Raw genomic sequence first — 23,445 nt, 5'->3', positions numbered from 1 at the left:
GCGTCGCGTTTATCCTTATTTTTGCACTACAATATTTTCTTGTGATGGATCAACATGCTGCATCTGCAGCTTCTCTGTGGCGATCCTTTCCACCCGGCTATGGTCACCGAGCGCATTCTCTTCAAGAATCAGGTTGCGCCATTCAATGTCTAAAGCGTCTCGCTCCAGCACCAGTTGTTCGCGCTGAGCGGTCAGCAAACGGGTATGGTGCGCCGTGGTCACCACGGTCACCGCCGTCAAGATAATGCAAATGAACAGACAGAGTGGCAGCTTCCCGAACCGCAAAAGATCGTCACCGATAACGCCAGGCAAGGCATGGCGCTCGTGGCTTCCCATCGATCCTTTAACTTTGCTTAGAGCTTCTGTCACTCTGCTGATCATGCGTTCGTCCTCTCTGCAATACGCAGAACTGAACTTCGGGCACGAGGGTTCTCAGCCACCTCTTCTTCGCCCGGCATCAACTTGCCTAGTGCTCGCAACTGACGGCCACCCAATTTTTTGAGCTGCTCTTCGGTCATCGGTAACCCTGCCGGAACCTGCGGACCGCGACTGTTTTCACGCATAAAGCGTTTCACTATACGATCTTCCAGCGAATGAAAACTGATGATCGAAAGCCGCCCACCCGGAGCCAGCACGCTGAGCGAGCTTTTTAGCGCCTGCTCTATCTCCTCCAGTTCACTGTTCACCCAAATGCGCACCGCCTGGAAGGTACGGGTCGCGGGATGTTTGAATTTGTCCTTCACCGGGGTTGCCGCAGCAACGACTTCCGCCAGTTCTTTGGTACGGGTCATCGGCTGTTCGCGGTTACGCTCAACAATGGCGCGCGCAATGCGTTTGGCAAAACGCTCTTCGCCATAAGTTTTTAATACCCAGGCAATATCAGCTTCTTCTGCGCTTTGTAGCCACTCGGCGGCAGACTGGCCGCGTGTCGGATCCATACGCATGTCCAGCGGACCGTCGCGCATAAAGGAAAAACCGCGTTCTGCATCATCGAGTTGCGGTGAAGAGACACCAAGATCGAGAAGAATTCCGTCAATCTTGCCGATAAGATCACGCTCAGCGACGTATTCGCCCAGCGCGGAGAAAGGTCCATGTATGATGGAGAAGCGCGGATCATCAATAGTCTTTGCGACGGCGATAGCCTGCGGATCGCGATCGATTGCCAACAAACGCCCCTCTTCGCCAAGTTGCGAAAGGATCAGACGTGAGTGACCACCGCGACCGAAAGTCCCATCAATGTAAATGCCATCAGGACGGATATTGAGGCCGTTTACGGCTTCGTCCAGCAGCACCGTGGTGTGTTTATAGTTTTCCATCATTTTATAGAGACAAGTCCTGCAGTCGTTCCGACAAGCTTTCGGTAACAGACTGTTCAGCGTCGATATCTTCCCTGACCTGTTGATGCCAGGTTGTTTCATCCCACAGTTCAAACTTGTTGAACTGTCCAACCAACATCACTTCTTTTGTCAGCCCGGCATGTTGCCGCAGTACTGGCGCGATTAATAATCGACCTGCGCCATCCATCTGACATTCACTGGCATGGCCTAACAGAAGGCGCTGCACACGGCGCTCAACCGGGTTCATGCTCGACAGACGCGATAATTTTTGCTCGATAATTTCCCATTCAGGAAGGGGGTAAAGCAGCAGGCATGGGTGATGAATGTCAATGGTACATACCATTTGACCGGCAGCGTTCCCGAGCAGCTCTTCCCGATAACGGGTGGGCACCGATAAGCGCCCTTTACTGTCGAGATTGACTAACGTTGCTCCCCGGAACATGCCAGTCTTCCCCCAATTACCACTTTATCCCACAAATTCCCACTAAAAGGAGTTTACGGAGCGGAGGAAAAGCTTGTCAAGCCAGGAACATTCTTTACCGAAGCAAAAAACCCAATGTTTACGACTAATATCTGCATTGTTTAAAAATCGCCCAACGAACGAAGCAAATTAACGTCATGAATAGTTGTAAGAAAAATTCCCACTCATCATTACCGTTTTAAAAACGACTCCATTTTCCTTAATGAAAATATAAAGTGTCAGTTTGCGACGCGAGCGGCATTTTAGGACATATCGCCCCCGGATAACAGTCCCTGTTGCGCGTGCACCGCGCCTGACGCCAGTGGCTTTGTGTAAAAGTTTAGAAAAGTGTTTGTTTAATCGGCAATTGACGATTTGCATGTAACAAAATAATGCAATCGCAACCTGGCGTTACGCCTTAATTATCATTAGGCACAAAGAATGAAGTTAATTGGGGAGATATTTTGAAGGTCTTATGGATAATTGTCAGGAATAGTCTTATTTACATAAAGGATATTGATGTCCAATTACGTACTCAATGCGCCAGCGACAATCCGCTGACGCATCATTTTCTGTTTAACGCTTAGCTACGGCTGAGGATGCCACGGCGATAGAGATTTCGTTTGATGCGCGTTAAGCCCGGTTTTGGCTTACGCGGCTCATCCAGGCTCGCCAGGACAATCTCCAGCACGCGTTCTGCGACATCACGATGACGCTGAGCCACCGCCAGCACTGGGCATTGTAAGAAGTCGAGCAATTCGTTATCGCCAAAGGTCGCAATCGCCAGATCGGAAGGAAGTTTGCCATCGCGGCGCAACGTAACATCCATAACCCCCTGCAACAATGCAAAAGAGGTAGTAAACAGCGCCTGCGGCATCGGATGCGTTTCCAGCCATTTTTCGAATAGCTGGGCAGCGGCTTCCCGCTCATAGCTGTTGGCATAAAGAAAATGCACTTCGCGCGGATCATCTTTCCAGGCCGTGCGGAAACCCTGTTCACGCAGGAAGCTGACAGAAAGCTCCGGCAGTGCACCAAGATAAAGCACTGTCTCGGCCGGAAACTTACGTAACTCTTCCGCCAACATTTCAGCATCATCCTGGTCAGCGCCAACGACGCTGGTAAAGTGTTCACGATCAAGCGCACGATCCAGCGCGACAATCGGGAACGGGTCGTTAGCCCAGCGTTGATAGAAAGGATGCTCTGGCGGCAGCGACGTCGAAACAATGATGGCATCGACCTGACGCTGTAAAAGATGCTCAATACAACGCATTTCGTTGTCTGGCTGATCTTCGGAACAGGCAATTAATAGCTGATAACCACGTTGCCGCGCCTGGCGTTCAAGATAGTTAGCAATACGGGTGTAACTTGTGTTCTCCAGATCGGGGATCACAAGACCAATAGAACGTGTGCGTCCAGCACGAAGCCCAGCCGCCACGGCATTCGGGTGGTAATTGTGCTCACGCACCACAGCCATGACTTTTTCAACGGTTTTGTCGCTCACACGGTATTGCTTCGCTTTGCCGTTAATAACATAGCTTGCAGTGGTCCGCGATACTCCCGCCAGCCGAGCGATTTCATCCAGTTTCACAATTGCCCCTTGCGTAAAATGTAAAAACCATAACCATTGTACTGGTATGGATTAAATTCATTAACATCTAAGCGCAGAAAATTAACTGCGGCAACTGCTTTTATTCCAGGTTCCTACTGAATTCGCAAAAAAAGCCCAACGTGACATGCTGGGCTGTAAATTGCGTATTGAGATCATTCTTAACGCATTATTTTATCGCCGCGTGAAAGTCCGACAACGCCGGAGCGGGCAACTTCAACAATTTTCGCCACATCGCGAATCGATGCTAAAAATGCATCGAGTTTATCGCTGGTTCCCGCCAGTTGAACGGTATAAAGCGACGGTGTGACATCGATAATTTGCCCACGGAATATTTCCGTATTGCGTTTCACTTCGTCACGTCCGTAGCCGCTGGCCTGAATTTTCACCAGCATAATTTCCCGCTCAACGTGCGCGCCCTGCCCCAGTTCGCTCACGCGCAAGACATCGACCAGCTTGTGTAATTGCTTTTCGATCTGCTCAAGCACTTTTTCATCGCCCACGGTCTGGATAGTCATGCGCGATAATGTCGGATCGTCGGTTGGCGCAACGGTCAGACTTTCAATGTTATAGCCACGCTGGGAAAAAAGGCCGATCACACGGGATAACGCGCCTGATTCATTTTCGAGTAATACTGATAATATCCGGCGCATAATCAGGTTCTCTCCGTTTTGCTTAACCACATTTCATCCATTCCCCCCCCGCGAATATGCATCGGGTAGACATGCTCACTGCCATCAACGGTGACATCAACAAACACCAGACGGTTATTACCGACCTGCTCAAGTGCCTCGCTCAGTTTGCTTTCCAGCTCATCCGGACGTGAAATTTGGATACCCACATGGCCATAGGCTTCTGCCAGACGGACGAAATCTGGTAGCGACTGCATATAAGATTGTGAATGACGGCCGGAATAGATCATGTCCTGCCATTGCTTCACCATCCCCAGGTAGCGGTTATTGAGATTCACCACCAGCACCGGCAGTTCATATTGCAAGGCTGTAGACAGTTCCTGAATGTTCATCTGAATACTACCATCGCCAGTGACGCAAACCACGGTTTCTCCCGGCAGTGCCATTTTGACGCCCAGCGCCGCAGGTAAACCAAAGCCCATAGTGCCGAGGCCGCCGGAGTTGATCCAGCGACGCGGTTTATCGAAAGGATAATAAAGCGCAGCGAACATCTGGTGTTGCCCGACATCGGACGTCACATAAGCGTCCCCCTTCGTCAGTCGCCAGAGCGTCTCGATCACCGCCTGCGGTTTAATGCTTTCACTGTGGGTATCATATTTCAGGCACTGGCGAGCGCGCCACTGTTCAATTTGCTGCCACCAGTCGCGGATCTCATCCAGAGGTTGCGAAGAGGTTTCTTGCGGTAACAATTCCAGCATTTGCTCCAACACCAGACGCGCATCGCCAACGATCGGGATGTCGGCGGTCACGGTTTTTGAGATCGAGGTAGGATCGATATCAATATGTAACACTGTCGCATTTGGGCAGTACTTTGCCAGATTGTTAGTGGTGCGATCATCAAAGCGTACACCAACCGCAAAAATGACATCGGCATTATGCATCGTCATATTAGCTTCGTAAGTGCCGTGCATTCCCAGCATTCCCAAGGCCTGACGATGCGTTGCCGGAAACACACCTAATCCCATTAATGACGAGACGACAGGAAGATTAAGTTGCTCAATAATCTGTTTGAGTTGTTGATGGCAACCCGCAGTCACTGCGCCACCGCCAACGTAAATTACCGGTTTTTTCGCCGCCACCAGCGTTTGCAGCGCGCGTTTAATCTGCCCCTTATGGCCCAGCGTTGTTGGGTTATAAGAGCGCATACTGACCGACTCCGGCCAGACGTACGGTAATTTGTTCGCCGGATTAAGAATGTCTTTCGGTAAATCAACCACCACAGGCCCAGGACGACCGCTTGCCGCCAGCCAGAATGCCTTTTTCAGCACCTGCGGTATATCTTCCGTTTGCTTAACCAGAAAACTGTGTTTAACCACCGGCCGGGAAATTCCCACCATGTCACACTCCTGAAAGGCATCGTAACCTATCAGCGAGGTTGCTACCTGCCCGGAAAGGATAACCAGCGGAATGGAGTCCATATAGGCAGTGGCGATACCAGTAATTGCGTTGGTGGCCCCAGGGCCCGATGTCACCAGCACAACGCCCACTTCTCCGGTCGCGCGCGCCAGACCATCGGCCATATGCACTGCCGCCTGTTCATGACGAACTAATACGTGATCAATACCGCCCACGGTATGCAATGCATCGTAAATATCAAGGACTGCGCCTCCGGGGTAACCGAATACTTGTTTAACGCCCTGATCGATAAGCGATCGGACGACCATCTCGGCTCCAGACAACATCTCCATGGCTTGCCTCACTGTTTGGCGGAAAAAATGTGTAAAACACATTAACCGTCCGATCTGGCTTAAGCAATTGACAGGCAGAGTCACAAGCGTGAATAAATAAGAATAAACAGGAGGAAAGGAGAAAATAAACGATAAAATACTCCAGAATGGCGGACAGAATTGATAATAAATCGGCTAAATCTGCCTCGTTACAGCAATTTCTCTATTTTTTTATTATTTCTAATATCAGGGTGAACATGCATTCAGAATAAAATTCTACATTGAATAAAAAATGCAGAATAAACCAGAGATGCACACCTGATTTACTCTGCCTCTGCTTAACGTTTACAAATAGAGACTAATTGCTCTTCCATCCATTGATGACCTTTATCACGCCCGGCTGCCTCATGCCAGGAGAGGTAACAGGTTCTGCTATTTTGTTTTAATGGCAGCGGTAATATCTGCAATTCTAAGGATTCAGCAAACTCCTCAGCCAGCCAACGAGGCGCAATAGCGACAAGATGCGTTTGTGACACCACGCTAAGGACGCTCATCATTGCCATTCCCTGATAAGCGATACTGGCTTGTTTATCTACTGTGTCGTACCACGGTTGACTAAACGACGCGAAACGGTCGAGCGAAACTGCCGCATGTTGTTCGTTATAAACATCATGTTTCAGTAATGGGCCGTTAATCGTCGGATGCTTCTTACTGGCTACCAGTACCATTTCATCTTTAAATAATGGAACGCTGGTAAATTCAGGACGATGGAAGTCTTCATAACTAATAACGAACTCTGTTTCCTGATAACGGAGTTGATGTTCGGTGTTCTGATTTAATGAAGACTTGAATATCACATGAATATTTGGCGCAATTTGCTCAATGTGATTATAAATCTGCGAGGTCAGAATGCTATCTAACGGGCTGCAAACGCAGAGATGGAATACGCGCTCGCTGCTGGAAGGCTCAAACCCTGAACCCGGTAACTCGTTTTGTACTAATTGCAGCGCCTGACGCACAGAGCCAAAAAGCTGAAATGCGCGGGCAGTCGGTTGGATGCCACGACCATAACGAACAAACAACTCATCATTAAACATCACCTTCAGGCGTGCAACAGCATTACTGACCGCAGGTTGCGACATTCCCAGAACATGCGCGGCACGAGTAATATTCTGCTCCTGCATCACAGCATCGAAAACGGTTAATAAGTTTAAATCGACCATACGCAACTGTGGCTTGCTTAACTCCACAATCTCCGCAATCTCTGGATGATCTGTTTTTACCTCTGACATACTTAACTCCACTGTCACACTTAACTCCCTTTCCCTTATTGGAATGCAGAGAAATAATCCTGAAAAATATGATTTACCATGCATATAAAATAAGAAGAAGGAAAATGAGTAAAATTAGGAAAACATAAAGATAAGGGTTCTGATAAAAACAGAATCCATTGCCGTGCGAAGAGTCATTCATCACAGCTTAATAATCCATAATGTTTTTGTTGCGAAAACATTCTAATCATAACCACCGCGAATACTCAATCATCTAAAAAATGGATTAATTGTGCTAATTTAATGCTTATTTTATGCGTTTAATATATTAATCCTTAACATTAATCGATCAATAATATTCACTAAATCAATATAAAAACATTCGTACAGCATATAATTCAATACAAATCATCAGGATAGTTGCGGTAGCGAGCAAGTTTTACTCTTTCTTACCTCGTTGATTAAATGCAATAAATTATTCTGAAGTATGTCTACCAATGAAAAGTATGAGCGGTTAAACAGAAATTAATATCGACTGTTTTTACTCTTGCAGCACAATTAGCTAATTTGACGCATACAGAACTCTCGCTGGTGAACCGTTTTTGTTGCATCAGGGTTGACATCCGTTTTTGTATCCAGTAACTCTAAAAGCATATCGCATTCATCCGGAGCTGATTTAATGACTCACATCGTTCGCTTTAACGGTCTACTACTACTAAACGCATCTTCTTTGCGCGGTAGACGAGTGAGCGGCATCCAGCATTAAGCCAGCACGCAGTCAGACAAAAAACCCGCGCATTGCGCGGGTTTTTTTATGCCCGAAGCGAAGCGCCCTAAAAGAGACAAGGATCCAAACTATGAGCCAGCAAGTCATTATTTTCGATACCACATTGCGCGACGGTGAACAGGCGTTACAGGCAAGCTTGAGTGCGAAAGAAAAACTGCAAATTGCGCTGGGCCTTGAGCGAATGGGGGTTGACGTGATGGAAGTCGGTTTCCCCGTCTCTTCTCCGGGCGATTTCGAATCGGTGCAAACCATTGCTCGCCAGGTCAAAAATAGCCGCGTTTGTGCGTTAGCCCGTTGCGTGGAAAAAGATATCGACGTGGCGGCAGAATCCCTGAAAGTTGCCGAAGCCTTCCGTATTCATACCTTTATTGCCACCTCCCCAATGCACATTGCCACCAAGCTGCGCAGCACGCTGGATGAGGTGATCGAACGCGCCATCTATATGGTGAAACGTGCACGCAATTACACCGATGATGTTGAATTTTCTTGCGAAGACGCCGGACGCACACCGATTGCCGATCTGGCGCGAGTGGTCGAAGCAGCAATTAACGCCGGTGCCACTACCATCAACATCCCGGACACCGTGGGCTATACCATGCCATTTGAGTTCGCCGGAATCATCAGCGGTCTGTATGAACGCGTACCAAACATCGATAAAGCCATTATTTCCGTACACACTCACGATGATTTAGGCCTGGCGGTCGGCAACTCGCTGGCGGCGGTACATGCCGGAGCACGGCAGGTAGAAGGTGCGATGAACGGGATCGGTGAACGCGCGGGTAACTGTTCGCTGGAAGAAGTGATCATGGCGATCAAAGTGCGTAAGGATATTCTCAACGTCCACACCGCCATTAATCACCAGGAGATATGGCGCACCAGTCAGTTAGTTAGCCAGATTTGCAATATGCCGATCCCGGCAAACAAAGCCATTGTTGGCAGCGGCGCGTTCGCACACTCCTCCGGTATTCATCAGGATGGCGTGCTGAAAAATCGCGAAAACTACGAAATCATGACACCAGAATCTATTGGTCTGAACCAAATCCAGTTAAATCTGACCTCTCGTTCTGGTCGTGCGGCAGTAAAACACCGCATGGATGAGATGGGATATAAAGAAAGTGAATATAATTTAGACAATCTGTACGACGCTTTCCTGAAACTGGCAGATAAAAAAGGCCAGGTATTTGATTACGACCTGGAGGCTCTGGCCTTTATTGGTAAACAGCAAGAAGAACCGGAACACTTCCGTCTGGATTACTTCAGTGTGCAGTCGGGTTCTAACGATATCGCCACTGCCGCCGTCAAACTGGCCTGTGGCGGGGAAGTCAAAGCGGAAGCCGCCAACGGTAATGGCCCGGTCGATGCCGTCTACCAGGCGATTAACCGTATCACTGACTACAACGTCGAACTGGTGAAATACAGCCTGACCGCCAAAGGCCACGGTAAAGATGCGCTGGGTCAGGTGGATATCGTCGCTAACTACAACGGTCGCCGCTTCCACGGCGTCGGCCTGGCCACCGATATTGTCGAGTCCTCCGCCAAAGCAATGGTGCACGTGCTGAACAATATCTGGCGCGCCGCAGAAGTCGAAAAAGAGTTACAACGCAAAGCTCAACACAACGAAAACAACAAGGAAACCGTGTGATGTCGAAGAATTACCATATTGCTGTTTTACCTGGGGATGGGATCGGGCCGGAAGTCATGACCCAGGCCCTGAAAGTACTGGATGCCGTGCGTAACCGCTTTGCGATGCGTATCACCACCAGCCATTATGATGTTGGCGGCGCAGCCATTGATAACCACGGGCAGCCGTTGCCGCCAGCGACGGTTGAAGGCTGTGAACAAGCCGATGCCGTACTGTTTGGCTCGGTAGGTGGCCCGAAGTGGGAGCATTTGCCGCCAGACCAACAACCAGAACGCGGCGCGCTGTTACCTCTGCGTAAACATTTCAAATTATTCAGCAATCTGCGCCCGGCAAAACTGTATCAGGGGCTGGAAGCATTCTGTCCGCTGCGTGCTGATATTGCTGCTAACGGCTTCGACATCCTGTGCGTGCGTGAGTTAACCGGCGGCATCTATTTCGGTCAACCGAAAGGCCGTGAAGGTAGCGGTCAGTATGAAAAAGCGTTTGATACCGAGGTATATCACCGTTTTGAGATCGAGCGCATTGCCCGCATCGCGTTTGAATCTGCCCGCAAACGTCGCCGCAAAGTCACGTCAATCGACAAAGCCAACGTGCTGCAATCCTCTATTTTATGGCGGGAGATCGTTAACGAGATCGCCATTGAATATCCGGATGTTGAACTGGCACATATGTACATCGACAACGCCACCATGCAGTTGATTAAAGATCCGTCGCAATTTGACGTGCTGCTGTGCTCCAACCTGTTTGGTGACATTCTTTCTGACGAATGCGCGATGATTACCGGTTCGATGGGGATGTTGCCTTCCGCCAGCCTGAACGAACAAGGTTTTGGTCTGTATGAACCGGCAGGCGGCTCTGCGCCGGATATCGCAGGCAAAAACATCGCTAACCCAATTGCGCAAATTCTGTCGCTGGCGCTGCTGTTGCGCTACAGCCTGGATGCCGATGATGCGGCTTCCGCTATTGAACGCGCCATTAACCGCGCATTAGAAGAAGGCATTCGCACCGGAGATTTGGCCCGTGGCGCTGCCGCCGTAAGTACCGATGAAATGGGCGATATCATTGCCCGCTATGTGGCAGAAGGGGTGTAATTATGGCTAAGACGTTATACGAAAAATTGTTCGACGCTCATGTAGTTTACGAAGCTGAAAACGAAACCCCGCTGTTATATATCGACCGCCATCTGGTGCATGAAGTGACGTCACCGCAGGCGTTTGATGGTCTGCGCACCCACGGACGCCCGGTACGTCAGCCAGGTAAAACTTTCGCCACTATGGACCACAACGTCTCGACCCAGACCAAAGACATTAATGCCTGCGGAGAAATGGCGCGCATCCAGATGCAGGAGCTGATCAAAAACTGCAAAGATTTTGGCGTCGAGCTGTATGACCTGAATCACCCGTATCAGGGAATTGTCCACGTGATGGGGCCAGAACAAGGCGTCACCTTACCGGGAATGACCATTGTTTGCGGCGACTCGCATACCGCCACCCACGGCGCGTTTGGCGCACTGGCGTTTGGCATCGGTACTTCCGAAGTTGAACACGTGCTGGCAACGCAAACCCTGAAGCAGGGTCGTGCGAAGACCATGAAAATTGAAGTCCAGGGTAAAGCCGCACCAGGAATTACTGCGAAAGATATCGTGCTGGCAATTATCGGTAAAACCGGCAGTGCAGGCGGCACCGGGCATGTGGTGGAGTTTTGCGGTGAAGCAATCCGTGATTTAAGCATGGAAGGTCGCATGACCCTGTGCAATATGGCAATCGAAATGGGCGCAAAAGCCGGTCTGGTTGCGCCGGACGAAACCACCTTTAACTATGTCAAAGGCCGTCTTCATGCGCCGAAAGGCAAAGATTTCGACGACGCCGTCGCCTACTGGAAAACACTGCAAACCGACGAAGGTGCAACTTTCGATACCGTTGTCACTCTGCAAGCAGAAGAGATTGCGCCGCAAGTCACCTGGGGCACCAACCCAGGCCAGGTGATCTCCGTGAACGACAATATTCCCGATCCCGCTTCGTTTGCCGATCCGGTTGAGCGCGCGTCAGCAGAAAAAGCGTTGGCCTATATGGGGCTGAAACCGGGTATTCCGCTGACCGAAGTCGCTATCGATAAAGTGTTTATCGGTTCCTGCACCAACTCACGTATTGAAGATTTACGTGCAGCGGCGGAAATCGCCAAAGGGCGGAAAGTTGCGCCAGGCGTTCAGGCACTGGTCGTTCCCGGCTCCGGCCCGGTAAAAGCGCAGGCAGAAGCAGAAGGGCTGGACAAAATTTTTATTGAAGCGGGTTTTGAATGGCGCTTGCCTGGCTGCTCAATGTGTCTGGCGATGAACAACGATCGCCTGAATCCGGGCGAGCGTTGTGCCTCCACCAGCAACCGTAACTTTGAAGGCCGCCAGGGGCGCGGCGGGCGCACGCATCTGGTTAGCCCGGCAATGGCGGCCGCCGCTGCCGTCACCGGTCATTTCGCTGACATTCGCAACATTAAATAAGGAGCACACCATGGCAGAGAAATTTATCAAACACACAGGCCTGGTTGTTCCATTGGATGCCGCCAATGTCGACACTGATGCCATTATCCCGAAACAGTTTTTGCAGAAAGTGACGCGCACTGGTTTTGGCGCGCATCTGTTTAACGACTGGCGTTTTCTGGATGAAAAAGGCCAACAGCCAAACCCGGACTTCGTGCTGAATTTCCCACAATATCAGGGTGCTTCCATTTTACTGGCGCGGGAAAACTTCGGCTGTGGCTCCTCGCGTGAGCACGCTCCCTGGGCGCTGACCGATTACGGATTTAAGGTGGTGATTGCGCCCAGTTTCGCGGACATCTTCTACGGCAACAGCTTTAACAACCAGTTGCTGCCGGTGAAATTAAGCGATGCCGAAGTGGACGAGCTGTTTACACTGGTGCAGGCTAATCCGGGAATTCACTTCGACGTGGATCTGGAAGCGCAAGAGGTGAAAGCGGGGAATAAAACTTATCGTTTTACCATCGATGCCTTCCGCCGCCACTGCATGATGAACGGTCTCGATAGCATCGGTCTGACGTTGCAGCACGGCGATGCCATTGCTGATTATGAAGAGAAGCAACCGGCGTTTATGCGCTAGTTTTATGAGTCGGATAAGGCATTCACGCCGCATCCGGCACTCAATCGCCAAAAAGAAAAAAGCCAGCAGGTATTCACTGCTGGCGTGGCGATTAACACCAATACTCAGTCACACATGATGTCTGCAGATCAGTAGTCAGAATGACTCCCCTCCCACTGCATCAGTTATTCAAGCATGGCTAATCGTTGTGGAACGCTTAACCAACTCAGTCAGCACATCATTGCTGTCATTGCAAAATAGTGCCGATAAAACTGACGAATGGGATACCTCCTTGCTTCATCGTTAAGAATTATTGACTTAATATAGGGATAATAAAATTGCTGACTTTTGCGCAGGAGTTCCCCTTTTATGCCTTCAGGTCGTCTGCAACAACAGTTCATCCGACTGTGGCAATGCTGCGAGGGTAAATCGCAGAACACGACGCTCAACGAACTGGCAGAGTTATTGAGCTGTTCCCGCCGTCATATGCGCACCCTGCTAAACACCATGCAGGATCGTGGCTGGCTGACGTGGGAGGCGGAGGTTGGCCGCGGTAAACGCTCGCGTTTGACCTTCCTCTACACCGGACTTGCGCTTCAGCAACAGCGGGCGGAGGATCTGCTGGAACAGGATCGTATCGATCAACTGGTGCAACTCGTCGGTGATAAAACCGCTGTGCGGCAAATGTTGGTTTCCCATCTGGGGCGTAGCTTCCGCCAGGGGCGGCACATTCTGCGCGTGCTCTACTATCGTCCGTTGCGTAATCTGCTACCTGGCAGCGCATTACGCCGTTCCGAAACGCATATCGCCCGGCAAATCTTCAGCGCGTTAACCCGCATAAATGAGGAAAATGGGGAACTGGAGGCGGACATTGCCCACCACTGGCAACAAATTTCCCCACTTCACTGGCGTTTCTTTTTACGTCCCGGTATCCAATTTCATCATGGCCGTGAGCTGGAAATGGACGATGTCATCGCCTCTTTGAAACGGCTCAATACGCAGCCGCTCTATTCCCACATTGCTGAAATTGTTTCGCCAACGCCCTGGACGCTGGATATCCATCTTACGCAGCCCGATCGTTGGTTGCCGTTACTACTGGGGCAAGTTCCGGCGATGATCCTGCCGCGGGAATGGGAAACCATCAGCAACTTTGCCAGTCATCCGATCGGCACCGGTCCGTATGCGGTAATGCGTAACAGCGCCAATCAGTTGAAAATTCAGGCATTCGATGACTTCTTCGGTTATCGGGCACTCATCGATGAAGTTAACGTCTGGGTTCTGCCGGAAATTGCCGACGAGCCAGCCGGAGGGCTAATGCTGAAAGGGCCGCAGGGTGAGGAAAAAGAGATTGAAAGCCGCCTGGAAGAAGGTTGCTACTATTTACTGTTCGACAGCCGCACCCATCGCGGGGCGAATCAGCAAGTCAGAGACTGGGTAAGCTACGTTCTTTCTCCGAGCAATCTGGTCTACTTCGCGGAAGAACAGTACCAGCAACTCTGGTTCCCGGCCTACGGACTGCTCCCCCGTTGGCACCATGCCCGCCCCACGCATTGCGAAAAACCCGCCGGGCTGGAAAGCCTTACCCTGACCTTTTATCAGGATCATATTGAACATCGGGTAATTGCCAGGATCATGCAGCAAATTCTGGCGAGCCATCAGGTAACGCTTAACATCAACGAGATCAGCTACGATCAGTGGCATGCGGGAGAGATCGAAAGCGATATCTGGCTTAACAGCGCCAACTTTACGCTGCCGCTGGATTTTTCGCTGTTCGCGCATTTGTGCGAAGTGCCGCTGCTACAACACTGTATTCCGATCGACTGGCAAGCCGATGCCGCGCGCTGGCGCAATGGCGAGATGAACCTGGCGAACTGGTGCCAGCAGTTAGTGACCAGCAAAGCGATGGTGCCATTGATCCATCACTGGCTGATCATTCAGGGGCAACGCAGTATGCGCGGCCTGCGCATGAATACCCTTGGATGGTTCGATTTTAAATCAGCGTGGTTTGCGCCGCCGGATCCATGATTGCTGGTTGATAACAAACTCACTACACTAACGCCGTTCTCAACGGGGTGCCACGCAAATGCGTGCGCTGAGAAAATACCCGTCGAACCTGATCCGGATAACGCCGGCGAAGGGATTTGAGGCTCCTTCTCAAGTCCTTTGCCACTCTTCTTTGAGGTGCAAAGTGTTAAAAAAATGTCTTCCTTTGCTGTTGCTGTGCACAGCCCCCGTTTTTGCGAAACCTGTTCTGACCGTCTATACCTACGACTCCTTCGCTGCCGACTGGGGGCCAGGTCCGGTAGTCAAAAAAGCCTTTGAAGCCGACTGTCATTGCGAACTGAAACTGGTGGCGCTGGAAGATGGCGTCTCGCTGCTCAACCGTCTGCGGATGGAAGGTAAAAACAGCAAAGCCGATGTGGTGCTGGGTCTGGATAACAATCTGTTAGATGCCGCCAGCAAAACCGGGCTGTTTACCAAAAGCGGCGTGTCAGCGGATGCGATCAATGTACCCGGCGGCTGGAATAATGACACTTTCGTACCATTTGATTACGGCTACTTCGCCTTCGTCTATGACAAGAACAAACTGAAAAATCCGCCGCAAAGCCTGAAAGAACTGGTTGAGAGCGATCAAAACTGGCGGGTGATTTATGAAGATCCACGCACCAGTACGCCAGGTCTGGGTCTGCTGCTGTGGATGCAAAAAGTCTATGGCGATGACGCCCCGCAAGCCTGGCAGAAACTGGCGAAGAAAACCGTCACCGTCACCAAAGGCTGGAGCGAAGCCTATGGCCTGTTTTTAAAAGGCGAAAGCGATCTGGTATTGAGCTACACCACTTCTCCGGCTTATCACATTCTCGAAGAGAAGAAAGATAACTACGCCGCCGCCAACTTTAGCGAAGGTCACTATCTGCAAGTGGAAGTCGCCGCCCGCACCGCTGCCAGCAAGCAGCCGGAGCTGGCACAAAAATTCCTCCAGTTTATGGTTTCTCCGGCTTTCCAGAATGCGATCCCAACCGGCAACTGGATGTATCCGGTAGCAAACGTCGCACTACCTGCCGGTTTTGAACAACTGACCAAACCGGCCACCACGCTGGAATTCACGCCAGCCGAAGTGGCGGCACAACGTCAGGCATGGATTAGCGAATGGCAACGCGCCGTCAGCCGTTAATTCCTGGCTGGTTAATTCCAGGTGTAAGCGCCGCCATGCTGGTGGTGGCGGTTGCACTGGCGGCGTTTCTCGCGCTGTGGTGGAACGCGCCGCAGGGGGACTGGGCAACAATATGGCAGGACTGCTACCTGTGGCATGTGGTGCGCTTCTCCTTCTGGCAGGCGTTTCTCTCTGCGCTGCTCTCTGTCGTGCCCGCAATATTCCTCGCCCGCGCCCTCTACCGCAGGCGCTTTCCGGGGCGGCAGGCGCTGTTGCGTCTGTGCGCCATGACCTTAATCCTGCCTGTGCTGGTCGCTGTTTTCGGCATTCTTAGCGTTTATGGTCGCCAGGGCTGGCTGGCATCGCTCTGGCAATTGCTTGGGCTGGAGTGGACTTTTTCGCCCTACGGCCTGCAAGGCATTTTGCTGGCGCACGTATTTTTTAATCTGCCGATGGCGAGCCGCTTATTACTCCAGGCACTGGAAAACATCCCCGGTGAACAACGTCAACTTGCCGCCCAGCTTGGGATGCGCGGCTGGCATTTTTTCCGCTTCGTCGAATGGCCGTGGTTACGGCGACAAATCCCGCCGGTTGCTGCGCTTATCTTTATGCTCTGTTTCGCCAGCTTCGCCACCGTGCTGGCGCTGGGCGGCGGGCCACAGGCGACGACTATCGAACTGGCAATCTATCAGGCGCTGAGTTACGACTACGATCCCGCCCGCGCAGCAATGCTGGCGCTGATCCAGATGGTGTGCTGTCTGGGACTGGTGTTGTTGAGCCAACGATTAAGTAAGGCCATCGCCCCCGGCACTACGCTGCTGCACGGTTGGCGCGACCCGGACGATCGTCTGCACAGCCGCATTTGCGATACGGTGCTGATCGTGCTGGCGCTGCTGTTGTTGCTGCCACCGTTACTGGCGGTGATCGTTGATGGCGTGAATTACCAGTTACCAGAAGTGCTGGCACAACCGGTACTGTGGCAGGCACTGTGGACCTCATTGCGCATCGCGCTGGCGGCAGGCGTATTGTGCGTAGTGCTGACCATGATGCTGCTGTGGAGCAGTCGCGAACTGCGGGCGCGGCAGAAAATGCTGGCTGGTCAGACACTGGAGATGAGCGGAATGCTGATCCTCGCCATGCCCGGCATTGTGCTGGCAACGGGCTTCTTTTTATTGCTCAACAACACTACTGGCCTGCCACAATCTGCTGACGGCATTGTGATTTTCACCAATGCGCTAATGGCGATCCCTTACGCGCTGAAAGTGCTGGAAAACCCGATGCGCGATATCACCGCCCGCTACAGCATGTTGTGTCAGTCGTTGGGCATTGAAGGCTGGTCGCGTTTAAAAGTGGTCGAGCTGCGCGCCCTGAAACGTCCGCTGGCGCAGGCACTGGCTTTTGCCTGCGTGCTGTCGATTGGTGATTTTGGTGTGGTGGCATTGTTCGGTAACGATGATTTCCGCACCCTGCCGTTTTATCTCTACCAGCAAATTGGCTCTTACCGCAGCCAGGACGGCGCGGTCACCGCATTAATTCTGCTGCTGCTCTGTTTTCTGCTGTTTACCATGATTGAAAAACTACCGGGGCGAAATGTTAAGACTGACTGATATCACCTGGCTTTATCACCATTTGCCAATGCGTTTTAGCTTAACGGTGGAACGCGGCGAGCAAGTGGCGATCCTCGGGCCAAGCGGCGCAGGTAAAAGTACCCTGCTGAATTTGATCGCCGGTTTTCTGACGCCAGCCAGCGGTTCGCTGACTATCGACGGTATTGATCACACGACGACACCGCCGTCACGCCGTCCGGTATCAATGCTGTTTCAGGAGAACAACCTGTTCAGCCACCTGACGGTAGCGCAGAACATCGGGCTGGGATTGAATCCGGGATTGAAGTTGAACGCAATACAGCAGGAGAAAATGCACGCAATCGCCCGTCAGATGGGGATTGATAATTTAATGGCACGGTTACCGGGTGAGCTTTCCGGCGGCCAGCGGCAGCGCGTGGCGTTAGCGCGCTGTCTGGTACGTGAACAGCCCATTTTATTGCTTGATGAACCGTTCTCCGCACTCGATCCGGCGCTGCGTCAGGAGATGTTGACGCTGGTGAGCACGAGCTGCCAGCAGCAAAAAATGACGCTATTGATGGTGTCACATAGCGTAGAAGATGCCGCGCGGATCGCCACGCGCTCGGTGGTGGTTGCCGACGGGCGCATCGCCTGGCAGGGGAAGACAAATGAGTTATTGAGCGGTAAGGCGAGTGCTTCGGCGCTGTTGGGAATTAAAGGCTAATATGCACTGTCGGATGCGGCGTGAACGCCTTATCCGACCTACGGGGGGCGTATTGTGGGCCTGATAAGACGCGGCAAGCGTCGCATCAGGCGCCCCGTACAAGACTATGCCCTAAACCCCAACCACTTTACGCAAAATATCGATATACACCGGCATCAACGGATGGCGAATCAACACCACCAGCGCCACTACCCCAACGCCAGAAATTAGCGGCGTCAGCCACAGCAGATGACCACGCGACAAATAATGGCTTAAGCGATCGGTTACTTTGCCACTGCGCCATAACCGCCAGCACAACCAGCCGCCAACCCACAAAAACACCGCCGTTGCCAGCAATAACCACTTAAATTCACCGCTCTGCATCCCGGCAGGAATATCAATCGCCGCCCCCGCCAGAATCCCCGGCAGGAAGTAAAACGGTGGCCACAGCAGGCAGCCGATAATATTTGGCGTAATAAATTTTGCTACGGGCAGATCCAACATCCCTGCCACCATTGGCACCAGCGGACGCGTCGGGCCGACAAAACGACCGACCAGAATGGTAAACATGCTGTGTTGATGCAACGCATGTTCGGTTTTATCGAGCAATGCTTTGTTTTTCTTCAGAAACGACCAACGATGGAGCGGCTTTTTAAAACGCCAGCCCAGCCAGAAAGAGATCCAGTCCCCCATCAGGCAGCCAACAATCCCCGCCAGCCAGGCGTGCCAGAAACTTAACTCGCCGCTGCCAATCAGCGCTCCCAGCCCCGCCATCAGTACCGTACCGGGCAAAATCAAACCGACCAGCGCCAGCGACTCCAGAAAAGCCACCAATACCACCGCCATCAGCGAATAAACGGTGGATTGGGTAATAAAGTGTTCCAGCAATGCTTGCATAATGTGCCTGTCAAATGGACGAAGCAGGGATTCTGCAAACCCAATGCTACTCCGTCAAGCCGTCAATTCTCTGATTCGTTACCAGTTATGACAACCTGACAGCTACATCATTCACTTTTTTTTCACAACCAGCACGGAACTCGCTTGGGCTGGCCCCAGTATATTTTTTAAATACCCGCGAGAAATAGAGTTGATCATCAAAGCCAACATTGCGCCCGACCGTCGCGATAGGCATCCGGGTTGTACTCAATAGCAGCTTCGCCTGGCTAATGCGTTGATCCTCACGCCAGCTTAAGACGCTAATCCCTAACTGCTGACGGAACAAATGCGACAAACGCGACGGCGACAGGCAGACATGCTGTGCAACGCTGGCGATATCAAAATTGCTGTCTGCCAGGTGGTCGCTGATGTACTGACAAGCCTCGCGTACCCGATTATCCATTGGCGGATGCATCGACTCATTGATCGCTTCCATCCGCCGCAGTAACAATTGCTCAAGAAGATTTATCGCCAGCAGTTCCGAATAGCGCCCTTCTCCTTGTCCGGCGTTAATAATTTGCCCAAACAACTCGCTGAAATGCGGCTGGTGCGCTTCGTCCGGGCGAAAGAAGCCGGTATTGGCAAATATCGACGGCCAGTTAAGCCATTCGTGCCAGTAGGCGCGAGGACGAAAGTAAACCCACTGGTGATACCATTCACGAGCCTCCGGATGACGACCGTAGTGATGAATTTCTCCCGGCGGGAACAACAAAATATCCCCCGGTCGGCAAACAAATTCTCGTCCCTGATTTTTCACCACACCCTGTCCACGAATGGTGAGATTGAGAATATAGCCTTTCATTCCCAGCGGTCGGTCGATAAAAAAATCGAGATAACCGTTGGCCTCAATCGGTGTTAAACCCGCCACCAGATGGGCGTTAAACGAGTAACCCGGCAGCAAGGGATCATTTTGCGCTTCAGCCATACTTTTCATACTCCCGCCGTTCAGAGAAGAAACCAATTGTCCATATTGCATCAGACATTACCGTCACTGCGTCTTTTACTGGCTCTTCTCGCTAATCCAACCGGCAACCCCGCTTGTGAAAAGCATTTTGTAACAAAGGGGGCCGAAAGCCATGACAAAAACGCGTAACAAAAGTGTCTATAATGACGGCAGAAAAGTCCACATTGATTATTTGCACGGCGTCACACTTTGCTATGCCATAGCATTTTTATCCATAAGATTAGCGAATACTGCCTGACTGTTTTTATCGCAACTCTCTACTGTTTCTCCATACCCGTTTTTTTGGATGGAGTGAAACGATGGCGATTGCAATTGGCCTCGATTTTGGCAGTGATTCTGTGCGAGCTTTGGCGGTGGACTGCGCCACCGGTGAAGAGATCGCCACCAGCGTAGAGTGGTATCCCCGTTGGCAGGAAGGGCAATTTTGTGATGCCCCAAATAACCAGTTCCGTCATCATCCACGTGACTACATTGAGTCAATGGAAGCGGCGCTAAAAACTGTGCTTGCAGAGCTTAACGCCGAACAACGCGCGGATGTGGTCGGCATTGGTGTGGATAGCACGGGCTCCACGCCTGCACCAATCGACGCCGACGGCAACGTGCTGGCGCTACGCCCGGAGTTTGCTGAAAACCCGAACGCGATGTTCGTCTTGTGGAAAGACCACACAGCGGTTGAAGAAGCGGAAGAGATCACCCGCTTGTGTCACGCACCCGGCAAAGTTGACTATTCTCGTTATATTGGCGGTATTTATTCCAGCGAATGGTTCTGGGCGAAAATACTCCACGTTACCCGCCAGGACAGCGCCGTGGCGCAATCAGCCGCGTCGTGGATTGAGCTATGTGACTGGGTGCCAGCCCTGCTCTCTGGCACCACTCGCCCGCAAGATATCCGTCGCGGGCGTTGCAGCGCCGGACACAAATCACTGTGGCATGAAAGCTGGGGCGGTCTTCCACCAGCCAGTTTCTTTGATGAGTTGGACCCGCTCCTCAATCGACATTTGCCCTCCCCGCTGTTTACTGACACCTGGACTGCCGATATTCCAGTTGGCACTTTATGCCCGGAATGGGCGCAGCGTCTCGGTCTGCCTGAAAGCGTAGTGATTTCTGGTGGCGCGTTTGACTGCCATATGGGCGCGGTCGGCGCGGGCGCACAGCCTAACGCACTGGTAAAAGTGATCGGTACTTCTACCTGCGACATTCTCATTGCCGACAAACACAGCGTTGGCGAGCGCGCAGTGAAAGGTATTTGCGGTCAGGTTGATGGCAGTGTAGTGCCTGGGTTTATCGGCCTGGAGGCCGGTCAGTCAGCATTTGGTGATATCTACGCCTGGTTTGGTCGCGTACTCGGCTGGCCGCTGGAACAACTTGCCGCCCGGCATCCGGAACTGAAAGAACAAATCAACGCCAGCCAAAAACAACTGTTACCTGCGCTGACCGAGGCGTGGGCCAAAAATCCGTCTCTGGATCACCTGCCGGTGGTACTCGACTGGTTTAACGGTCGCCGCACGCCAAACGCTAACCAACGCCTGAAAGGGGTGATTACCGATCTGAACCTCGCTACCGATGCTCCTCTGCTGTTTGGCGGTTTGATTGCCGCTACCGCCTTTGGCGCGCGCGCAATTATGGAGTGCTTCACCGGGCAGGGGATCGCCGTCAATAACGTGATGGCGCTGGGCGGCATCGCCCGCAAAAACCAGGTCATTATGCAGGCCTGCTGCGACGTGCTGAATCGCCCGCTACAAATTGTCGCTTCTGACCAGTGCTGCGCGCTCGGCGCAGCGATTTTCGCCGCCGTTGCTGCAAAAGTGCACTCAGATATCCCATCAGCACAACAAAAAATGGCCAGCGCGGTCGAGAAAACGCTGCAACCGCGCAGCGAACAGGCACAACACTTTGAACAGCTTTATCGCCGCTATCAGCAGTGGGCGATGAGCGCCGAACAACACTACCTTCCAACTTCTGCCCCGGCACAGGCTGCCCAGGCCGTTCCGACTCTATAAGGACACGATAATGACGATTTTTGATAATTATGAAGTGTGGTTTGTCATTGGCAGCCAGCATCTGTATGGCCCGGAAACCCTGCGTCAGGTCACCCAACATGCCGAGCACGTCGTTAAGGCGCTGAATACGGAAGCAAAACTGCCCTGTAAACTGGTGCTGAAACCACTGGGCACCACGCCGGATGAAATCACCGCGATTTGCCGTGACGCCAATTATGACGATCGTTGCGCGGGTCTGGTGGTGTGGCTGCACACTTTCTCCCCGGCCAAAATGTGGATCAACGGATTGACCATCCTCAACAAACCACTGCTGCAATTCCACACCCAGTTTAACGCTGCATTACCGTGGGACAGCATCGATATGGACTTTATGAACCTGAACCAGACCGCACACGGCGGCCGCGAGTTCGGCTTCATCGGCGCTCGTATGCGCCAGCAACATGCCGTGGTCACCGGTCACTGGCAGGATAAACAAGCTCATGAACGTATCGGCTCCTGGATGCGCCAGGCTGTGTCTAAACAGGATACCCGTCATCTGAAAGTCTGCCGCTTTGGCGACAATATGCGTGAAGTGGCGGTCACTGACGGCGATAAAGTTGCCGCGCAGATCAAGTTCGGTTTCTCCGTTAATACCTGGGCAGTTGGCGACCTGGTGCAGGTGGTGAACTCGATCAGCGATGGCGATGTCAACGCGCTGGTTGATGAGTACGAAAGCAGCTACACCATGACACCTGCCACACAGATCCACGGTGAAAAACGGCAGAACGTGCTGGAAGCGGCACGGATTGAGCTGGGAATGAAGCGTTTCCTGGAACAAGGTGGCTTCCACGCGTTCACTACCACCTTTGAAGATCTGCACGGTCTGAAACAACTCCCTGGTCTCGCCGTACAACGTCTGATGCAACAGGGCTATGGCTTTGCGGGCGAAGGCGACTGGAAAACTGCCGCCCTGCTTCGCATCATGAAGGTGATGTCAACCGGTCTGCAGGGCGGCACCTCCTTTATGGAGGACTATACCTATCATTTCGAGAAAGGTAATGACCTGGTGCTCGGCTCCCACATGCTGGAAGTCTGTCCGTCGATCGCGGCGGAAGAGAAACCGATCCTCGACGTTCAGCACCTTGGTATTGGCGGTAAAGATGATCCTGCCCGGCTGATCTTCAACACTCAAACTGGCCCGGCCATCGTCGCCAGCCTGATTGATCTCGGTGATCGTTATCGTCTGCTGGTTAATTGCATCGATACGGTGAAAACGCCGCACTCCCTGCCGAAACTGCCGGTGGCGAATGCACTGTGGAAAGCGCAGCCGGATCTGCCAACCGCTTCCGAAGCGTGGATCCTCGCTGGTGGCGCACACCATACCGTCTTCAGTCATGCGCTGAACCTGAACGATATGCGCCAGTTTGCCGAGATGCACGACATTGAAATCACGGTGATTGATAACGACACCCGCCTGCCTGCGTTTAAAGACGCGCTGCGCTGGAACGAAGTGTATTACGGATTTCGTCACTAATTAGCGGCATCAGGTAAGCAGCGCCTGATGCAACGCTGGCGCGTCTTATCAGGCCTGCGATT

21 protein-coding genes and 1 riboswitch are annotated in these 23,445 nt (G+C 52.1%); of the genes, 11 read left to right on the top strand and 10 right to left on the bottom strand.

The genetic code is table 11. From position 1 onward, the window contains the following. Positions 1–15: 15 nt before the first annotated feature. From ftsL to leuO, 8 genes are all read right to left on the bottom strand, one after another. A complete protein-coding gene (gene ftsL / locus A31E_RS00650; protein ID WP_000625658.1) occupies positions 16–381 on the bottom strand; it encodes a cell division protein FtsL in 366 nt (121 codons plus the stop codon). Beyond that, a complete protein-coding gene (gene rsmH / locus A31E_RS00655; RefSeq protein WP_000970467.1) occupies positions 378–1,319 on the bottom strand; it encodes a 16S rRNA (cytosine(1402)-N(4))-methyltransferase RsmH in 942 nt (313 codons plus the stop codon). The genes ftsL and rsmH overlap by 4 nt, the downstream gene beginning before the upstream one ends. Position 1,320: 1 nt before the next feature. Beyond that, on the bottom strand, positions 1,321–1,779 hold the full coding sequence (gene mraZ / locus A31E_RS00660; RefSeq protein WP_000488289.1) for a division/cell wall cluster transcriptional repressor MraZ: 459 nt from the start codon (positions 1,777–1,779) through the stop codon (positions 1,321–1,323). Positions 1,780–2,380: 601 nt separating this feature from the next. Next, a complete protein-coding gene (gene cra / locus A31E_RS00665) occupies positions 2,381–3,385 on the bottom strand; it encodes a catabolite repressor/activator (protein ID WP_001517741.1) in 1,005 nt (334 codons plus the stop codon). An 81-nt stretch (positions 3,386–3,466) separates the two neighbouring features. Beyond that, entirely contained in the window at positions 3,467–3,553 is an 87-nt protein-coding gene (locus tag A31E_RS25990; protein ID WP_032141500.1) for a hypothetical protein, read from the bottom strand. Positions 3,554–3,564: 11 nt separating this feature from the next. Further along, the gene (gene ilvN, locus A31E_RS00670; RefSeq protein ID WP_001252744.1) at positions 3,565–4,056 is read right to left on the bottom strand and encodes an acetolactate synthase small subunit; all 492 of its coding nucleotides are present in this window, start codon (positions 4,054–4,056) and stop codon (positions 3,565–3,567) included. A 2-nt stretch (positions 4,057–4,058) separates the two neighbouring features. Next, complete coding sequence (gene ilvI, locus A31E_RS00675; RefSeq protein ID WP_000425629.1) at positions 4,059–5,783, bottom strand: acetolactate synthase 3 large subunit; 1,725 nt, start codon at positions 5,781–5,783, stop codon at positions 4,059–4,061. A 317-nt stretch (positions 5,784–6,100) separates the two neighbouring features. Then, entirely contained in the window at positions 6,101–7,054 is a 954-nt protein-coding gene (leuO, locus tag A31E_RS00680; RefSeq protein ID WP_001517740.1) for a transcriptional regulator LeuO, read from the bottom strand. A gap of 658 nt (positions 7,055–7,712) precedes the next feature. On the opposite strand from leuO, the gene leuL reads away from it, so the two are divergent. The 9 genes from leuL (at position 7,713) to thiQ (ending at position 17,991) form a co-directional block, all read left to right on the top strand. Continuing rightward, entirely contained in the window at positions 7,713–7,799 is an 87-nt protein-coding gene (gene leuL, locus A31E_RS0123445) for a leu operon leader peptide (RefSeq protein ID WP_010378126.1), read from the top strand. A 91-nt stretch (positions 7,800–7,890) separates the two neighbouring features. Beyond that, complete coding sequence (gene leuA, locus A31E_RS00685; RefSeq protein WP_016249606.1) at positions 7,891–9,462, top strand: 2-isopropylmalate synthase; 1,572 nt, start codon at positions 7,891–7,893, stop codon at positions 9,460–9,462. Next, positions 9,462–10,553 carry a 3-isopropylmalate dehydrogenase gene (gene leuB / locus A31E_RS00690; RefSeq protein ID WP_000042367.1) on the top strand — a complete coding sequence of 364 codons (1,092 nt, stop codon included), beginning with the start codon at positions 9,462–9,464 and terminating at the stop codon, positions 10,551–10,553. The genes leuA and leuB overlap by 1 nt, the downstream gene beginning before the upstream one ends. A gap of 2 nt (positions 10,554–10,555) precedes the next feature. After that, a complete protein-coding gene (gene leuC / locus A31E_RS00695) occupies positions 10,556–11,956 on the top strand; it encodes a 3-isopropylmalate dehydratase large subunit (protein WP_001140679.1) in 1,401 nt (466 codons plus the stop codon). Positions 11,957–11,966: 10 nt separating this feature from the next. Then, positions 11,967–12,572: a 3-isopropylmalate dehydratase small subunit gene (leuD, locus tag A31E_RS00700; RefSeq protein WP_001517737.1), complete on the top strand. Its 606-nt coding sequence runs from the start codon at positions 11,967–11,969 to the stop codon at positions 12,570–12,572. 348 nt (positions 12,573–12,920) lie between these two features. Continuing rightward, on the top strand, positions 12,921–14,576 hold the full coding sequence (gene sgrR / locus A31E_RS00705; protein WP_001517736.1) for a DNA-binding transcriptional regulator SgrR: 1,656 nt from the start codon (positions 12,921–12,923) through the stop codon (positions 14,574–14,576). A gap of 33 nt (positions 14,577–14,609) precedes the next feature. Next, a riboswitch (TPP riboswitch) is annotated at positions 14,610–14,709 on the top strand. A gap of 30 nt (positions 14,710–14,739) precedes the next feature. After that, positions 14,740–15,723, top strand: coding sequence for a thiamine ABC transporter substrate binding subunit (gene thiB / locus A31E_RS00710; protein ID WP_001517735.1), 984 nt, complete (start codon positions 14,740–14,742; stop codon positions 15,721–15,723). Further along, on the top strand, positions 15,699–17,309 hold the full coding sequence (gene thiP, locus A31E_RS00715; RefSeq protein WP_016249605.1) for a thiamine/thiamine pyrophosphate ABC transporter permease ThiP: 1,611 nt from the start codon (positions 15,699–15,701) through the stop codon (positions 17,307–17,309). Before thiB ends, thiP begins: the two co-directional genes overlap by 25 nt. Continuing rightward, positions 17,293–17,991, top strand: coding sequence for a thiamine ABC transporter ATP-binding protein ThiQ (gene thiQ, locus A31E_RS00720; RefSeq protein WP_000945249.1), 699 nt, complete (start codon positions 17,293–17,295; stop codon positions 17,989–17,991). Before thiP ends, thiQ begins: the two co-directional genes overlap by 17 nt. A gap of 111 nt (positions 17,992–18,102) precedes the next feature. Here the strand turns inward: thiQ and A31E_RS00725 are convergent, their stop codons facing one another. Then, positions 18,103–18,867 (bottom strand): DedA family protein, encoded by a 765-nt coding sequence (locus A31E_RS00725; RefSeq protein ID WP_016249604.1) that lies wholly within the window; start codon positions 18,865–18,867, stop codon positions 18,103–18,105. A gap of 85 nt (positions 18,868–18,952) precedes the next feature. Further along, entirely contained in the window at positions 18,953–19,831 is an 879-nt protein-coding gene (gene araC / locus A31E_RS00730) for an arabinose operon transcriptional regulator AraC (RefSeq protein ID WP_016249603.1), read from the bottom strand. 338 nt (positions 19,832–20,169) lie between these two features. Here araC and araB point away from each other — a divergent pair, with 338 nt between their 5' ends. Beyond that, positions 20,170–21,870: a ribulokinase gene (gene araB / locus A31E_RS00735; RefSeq protein WP_000951828.1), complete on the top strand. Its 1,701-nt coding sequence runs from the start codon at positions 20,170–20,172 to the stop codon at positions 21,868–21,870. A 10-nt stretch (positions 21,871–21,880) separates the two neighbouring features. After that, entirely contained in the window at positions 21,881–23,383 is a 1,503-nt protein-coding gene (araA, locus tag A31E_RS00740; RefSeq protein ID WP_000151713.1) for an L-arabinose isomerase, read from the top strand. The last annotated feature ends 62 nt before the right edge of the window (positions 23,384–23,445 follow it).

The sequence above is a fragment of the Escherichia sp. KTE159 genome, from assembly GCF_000408805.1.
GTDB classification, from domain to species: domain Bacteria; phylum Pseudomonadota; class Gammaproteobacteria; order Enterobacterales; family Enterobacteriaceae; genus Escherichia; species Escherichia marmotae.
This window is presented reverse-complemented; position numbering and strand designations above follow the sequence as displayed.